Source organism: Sphingobacteriales bacterium (assembly GCA_012517435.1).
Taxonomy (GTDB): domain Bacteria; phylum Bacteroidota; class Bacteroidia; order CAILMK01; family JAAYUY01; genus JAAYUY01.
Genome location: JAAYUY010000237.1, coordinates 1 through 5,449 on the forward strand (window position 1 = coordinate 1; position 5,449 = coordinate 5,449).

Annotated in this window: 5 protein-coding genes; all 5 read left to right on the forward strand. The window is 35.2% G+C overall.

Features of this window, described 5'->3' with window-relative positions; genetic code table 11:
- The first annotated feature begins 62 nt into the window (after nucleotides 1–62).
- From GX437_13070 to cas2, 5 genes are read left to right on the forward strand one after another with little or no spacing between them, the layout of a single operon-like run.
- On the forward strand, nucleotides 63–416 hold the full coding sequence (locus GX437_13070; GenBank protein ID NLJ08586.1) for a hypothetical protein: 354 nt from the start codon (nucleotides 63–65) through the stop codon (nucleotides 414–416).
- A 4-nt stretch (nucleotides 417–420) separates the two neighbouring features.
- Nucleotides 421–1,311, forward strand: coding sequence for a hypothetical protein (locus tag GX437_13075; GenBank protein ID NLJ08587.1), 891 nt, complete (start codon nucleotides 421–423; stop codon nucleotides 1,309–1,311).
- On the forward strand, nucleotides 1,295–2,284 hold the full coding sequence (locus GX437_13080) for a hypothetical protein (GenBank protein ID NLJ08588.1): 990 nt from the start codon (nucleotides 1,295–1,297) through the stop codon (nucleotides 2,282–2,284). The genes GX437_13075 and GX437_13080 overlap by 17 nt, the downstream gene beginning before the upstream one ends.
- Nucleotides 2,285–4,543: a CRISPR-associated endonuclease Cas1 gene (gene cas1 / locus GX437_13085; GenBank protein NLJ08589.1), complete on the forward strand. Its 2,259-nt coding sequence runs from the start codon at nucleotides 2,285–2,287 to the stop codon at nucleotides 4,541–4,543.
- A 34-nt stretch (nucleotides 4,544–4,577) separates the two neighbouring features.
- Nucleotides 4,578–4,850 (forward strand): CRISPR-associated endonuclease Cas2, encoded by a 273-nt coding sequence (gene cas2, locus GX437_13090; protein ID NLJ08590.1) that lies wholly within the window; start codon nucleotides 4,578–4,580, stop codon nucleotides 4,848–4,850.
- Nucleotides 4,851–5,449: the final 599 nt, after the last annotated feature.

Here is a 5,449-nt window from a genome sequence, read left to right on the forward strand (position 1 = left end):
AAATCCTCCTCACCCTCGGCATTGGTGCCAAAACCAACGTAGGGTACGGGCAATTCCGGGAATTGACAGAAGAGGAAAAGAAAAGATTAGAAGCATACAATTTTTCCACAAAAAGAACTAAGGAGACAGAAAAGAAGCATGGCCCGGACAAAAATGAAAAAAATGATGATGAGAATATTAAATTAGAAGTTCCTGATGAATGTTTAGCTTACCTTAAAAAAGATGCTCAATTTGATGCTACCATTTATGCGCAAAAAGATGGATACAATTATTTCACCTTTATAGTAAATAATAAACCATGTTACTTAAAGAAAAAAACCAATCATAATCCCGGGTTAAAACCCGGAGATAAAATTACGGTTAAATTCAACCAGAATTTTCAATCTTTAGATAATCCTCAGTGCAAGCAGATTTGATCCCATGCCCCACTCCATCCTCCTTATTGACGACCATCCCTCCTATTGTGATCAGCTTAAAGAGGAAGCTCTGAAACATAATCTTTTGATTTCTGCCTTTCACAATCTGGAAGAAGGCATTAATTTTCTTGTCAGCAACCGGAAGATTAAAGCTGTCATTCTCGATGGCAGGTGTCTGCTGTATAAAAAGCAGGCTGATGCCCCTAAAAGCAACTTCGTTTTTCATGCCATTCAGGATATTGAAGAAATTCAGGACCTGAAAAAACGTGAGATTCCTTATTGTGTATGTAGCGAAACTCCTGAAGATTTTTCTGAAGACCTTGAAGGAATTGCCCCTATTTTCGACAAAAACAAACCTCCTGATGAAATGTTTGAATATCTGATAGCAAGAATAAAAATATTGCCCGAACTTATTGTCAGAGAGCGTTATCCAACTATATTCAGCTTTGCTGATGCCAACTTCAACGAGAAGGACATTGAAATTCTTGAAAATACTTCCATCAACATTGAATCTTCCAGTCAAGGTATCATCATTTCAAATTTAACTTCCATTCGGAGATTGGAAGAATCCTTTTTCGACCTGATGTGTGTCAATTACCTCGGAAAGGCTCCTGAAAGCTTCGTTTCCGGAAAATCAAACCGGACAAAAAACATATACTTCTACTTTTACAGGCAAGATTTATTACCAAAATTTCTTTTAAACTTCGCTGAGCTGATTTACAAAATTTCAAGCAAATATGGTAATCATGCCGATTTGCAACAAACAGAAAAATATTACCCGGAACGATTTTCAGCTTCAAGCTTACTAAATATGTTGTTTGCCCTTTATGAATGGGGGAATCTGTTACTTGAATCTTTAAGTCAACTTAAAACAAAAGATGAAAAAAAACAATAATTATTTTTTTGTCAGTCGCTTTCGAATACAGGCAATAGCTGAAAGTAATATCCGCATTCCCGGATTCAAAGGATTTTCTTTACGCGATTGTTTTCAGCAGGCATTATCTCTTTATTCAGGCTGTCCCGATACCTTTGCAGTAGATGCCTGTCAGCGTTGTCGTAAAAGTGGAAAATGTTTATATCAGTCATTTTTCAGGGCTTCCGTTCCGGAAGACAATCCCACTGCCAGAGCATTTAAACAAAATCCCCCTGCTGCTTTTGCTTTTGATCCCCTTGATTTATCAAAAAGTAATTATGAACAGGGTGATAGTTTTGTCTTTGATATTCTTTTATTCGGCAATACTGTCAAATATATTAAAAAGTTAGTGGATGTATTCAGGCTGATGGGAGAAACCGGTATTGGAAGCCGCTCCTCTGCCTTTGGTCAGCGTGGATTGTTTTCGATTGAATCTGTTGTCAATATTGGTATTCATGACCAGAAAAATATACTGGATGCTGATAATAAAATCATTCCTCAGTTCAAGCCTTCTCTGATTTCGCTTAACTCATTTTCTGACGAAAGTGCTTTTAACCATCAGATTGTACTCAACTTCATACATCCCCTGACAATCATCAGCAAAAACAAACTTCTTTTCAATGAATTGAATTTCAATGATATTAAAAGCAGTTTAATCAACCGTATTGTCTTATTATCAAATTTTTATTGCAATAAATCTTTTCAGGATGTAAATTCGTTTTTTCAATCTTACCAGTCATCAGAGGGAGAAATTACTTCAGCGAAACTTCACCTTCACACCTACAGGTATTCATCATCACGCCAGAAAAAAATCATCAGATACAAGGCTCTTCGCGGACAAATATTCCTTAAAAATATTAGCCTTAATGATTTTAAACTTTTGAAACTTGGTGAACATATTTTTATTGGCAGAAATACAAGTTCTGGTTTTGGAAAATATATTCTCGAAAAGTAAATGTATGAAAAACTGTTTGATATTAACCTATTATTAGCTGCATGGAACAGTATCAGTAACAAAAGTAGTGCAGGCGGTATCGACAATATCAGCTGTGAATATTACGGACAACATCTCGAAGAGAACCTCAGCAACATTGTTCAACAGCTACAAAGTCAAAAGTATAATCCTCAGCCTTATCTGGAATGTAAAATTCCAAAAGACGGTAAAGAATGTAGGATATTAAGCCTGCCAACCGTCAATGATAAAATTATTCAACAGGCAGTAAGGCTTTTGATTGAACCACAACTCGAAGAAGAATTTCTTGATACCAGCTATGGTTATCGCCCCGGTAAAGGACCTGTCAGAGCAATAGGTCGGGTCAGACATATTTTAGATGTTGAAATGAAAAAATGGTTGGTTACATGCGATATTGATGACTTTTTTGACAACATTCCGCATGAAAAACTCTTCAGGCTTTTTCAGAATAAGTTTAATGACCCTCATCTGACCCGTCTTATCAGGCTTTGGGTTAAGATGGGAAAAATCTCAAAAGGTTATTCATGGAAAGATAATATTGAAGGCATTCCGCAAGGGAGTATTCTTTCTCCTCTTTTATCGAATATGTATCTCCATCAGTTTGATGTCTTTATGAGTAAGACAAAAGCCGGATATGTCAGATATGCAGATGATTTTATCATTTTATGCGATTCACGAAGCGATGCTCAAAAAACTTTAAACAGTGCATCCGTTTTTCTGGAAAACATTCTTCATCTCAAACTTAATAAGGAAAAATATATCAGGCATGCTTCAAAAGGGTTTGAGTTTTTAGGAATCAGCATTTTCCCAAACAAGATCAGCATTTCACCGAAAAAATTTGAAAAAATAAAATCCAAAATTAAAGATGCCTGCAAGTTGCACGACAAATATATCGCCAAAGGTTTTTATGAAGCTATTCAAGGCATTTCAGCCTATTATGGTCGTTTATTACCTCAGGAATGGCTCGAAAAAATTGATGATTTTATTATACAAACCCTTTCTCATAAACTGAGAAATGCTTACCAGAATGGCATACTTAAAAATAAAGAAGAAATTGCAGAATCATTCCGGCCCCTTGTTTTTGTTTCTCAGGAATTTCAGATTCAAAAAGCAGCTCATATCCGGAAAATTCTGGGAAATTGCACTAAAAAACAGGAAGATATTAAGAAAGAAGACAGCGAAAAACCGATAAAGATTCGTAAACGTGAATATCAGAAACTTGAGGCACAGGGAATGGACCTGATTGTGGCTACTCCGGGGGTTCATCTGGGTATTTCAGGAGCCAATATTTCCATCAGAAAAGCCGGTAAAATCATTGAAAAGGTCAGAATTTTAAACCTGAAAAATATTTCGGTCATTGCCCAGGGGATCAGCTTCTCTTCAAATCTGATAAACTATTGTGCAAGTAAAAATATTTCTGTCGACTTTTTCGATTTTTCTGGAAAACCGCTCAGCAGTCTGTTCAGCCATGTTTCTTTTTCACCTGAAACAGGCATTATGCAACTCAAAGCCCTCGACAACGGTAAAGGGGCAGCCTTTGCAAAAAAAACAGTCGAAGGTAAAATCTATAATCAGATCAATCTGCTGAAATATTACCATAAATACCGGAAAGAAACTGATGAAGCCTTTGCAGATGCATTCCATGATTCTGTTGCCAAAATGGAATCTATTGCTGCTGAAATCAATCAGTTTAATGACGACTCTCTTGACTCATTAAGAGGTAAACTTTTGTCAGTCGAAGGTCGTGCTTCATCTGTTTACTGGGATTTAATCAGTAAGCATCTCGATGAATACATTGATTTTGAAACAAGAGTCAGGCAAGGGGCAAAAGATACCGTTAATTGCATGTTGAACTATAGGTATGGAATGCTCTATGCCCGTGTTTGGGAAGCAGTGGTCAGAGCTCGTCTTAACCCTTGTATAAGCTATCTTCATGCTTTTCAGGATTATAAACCTACACTTGTGTTTGATTTAATTGAACAGTTTCGTCAGCAGGCTGTCGATCGAGTTGTTTTTTCTATTATTACTAAAGGTGAAGAAGTAAAAGTCAGTAATGGATTGCTTGATGAAAATACAAGAAAACGTCTGGCTGAAAAAATTACTGCCAGAATCAATGCAGTTGAAACCTTCAGATCAAAAGAAACTCGCTTTATTAATATTATCAATGAGCAATGCAGGGCATTGGCCGATTTTCTTCACGGAAAAACTAAATCTTATAAACCATATCTTGCCAAATGGTAACTAATGTTGAAAAAAATCAAAGATGATAACTAAAATTTTCACTGTGGTAGCTTATGATATTTCTGACGATAAACGCAGAACAAAGATTGCAAAAATTCTGGAAGAATATGGGGTACGGAAAAACTATAGTGTTTTTGAATGTATGTTGAGCCGCGATCAACTTACTAAAATGAAAAAACGTATTGCCTCGAAATTAAAAAGTAACTCCGACACAGTATTGTATTATTATCTTTGCAAAGAATGTTTGCACAAAGCAGAACAATACGGAGGAGAAAATCATGAAGACAAGATAATCAGAATTGTATAATAAAAATCCATTGTTTTGGAAGCACACATGGAAAAAAAACAGATGAATAAACAATACGTTTAAACAAAAAACAGGCAAAGGCCTCGTTAGGTTCTTTTACTTAATGAACTGAAAATCAGCCAGAAGGTAAAAAAAGATTTTCGAAAAGCAATACAAATTTTATAGTATTGAAAATCAGATGATTGATAAAATTTTCTAATGAAAGGAAAGTTTTAAAAAGTTCGAAAAAGCAGGCAGAATAGATTTGCGAAAAAAGTTTTGCGAAGATCATATTTTCAAGATAAAAACAAACGAATATAAAATACAGATAACCAATGAATTACTAAATCGATTTCATATTCTGCTGCAGGAAAAGTTCGAAAATCGGTAAAAACAGCAAAAGCAGAAATAATTTGCGAAAAACAGAAAAAGCATAGGTTGTTCAGAATCAATATTCTACAGAAAAATCACACATAAAATCAAAGGAAAAAGGAAGATCAGAAAGATAGATTTTCGAAAAAAAGAGAAAGGTGTAAATTTTTTAAAAGAAATGGTAAAAATAAGAGGCAGAAAAAAAAGTAAATTTGCAGGCGATTGAGAATGTTGCTCTTAATAACCTA

Coding starts and splice junctions, on each gene's coding strand:
- GX437_13075 (NLJ08587.1), top strand. CDS start 421: ATGCCCCACTCCATCCTCCTTATTGACGACCATCCCTCCTATTGTGAT.
- GX437_13080 (NLJ08588.1), top strand. CDS start 1,295: ATGAAAAAAAACAATAATTATTTTTTTGTCAGTCGCTTTCGAATACAG.
- cas1 (NLJ08589.1), top strand. CDS start 2,285: ATGTATGAAAAACTGTTTGATATTAACCTATTATTAGCTGCATGGAAC.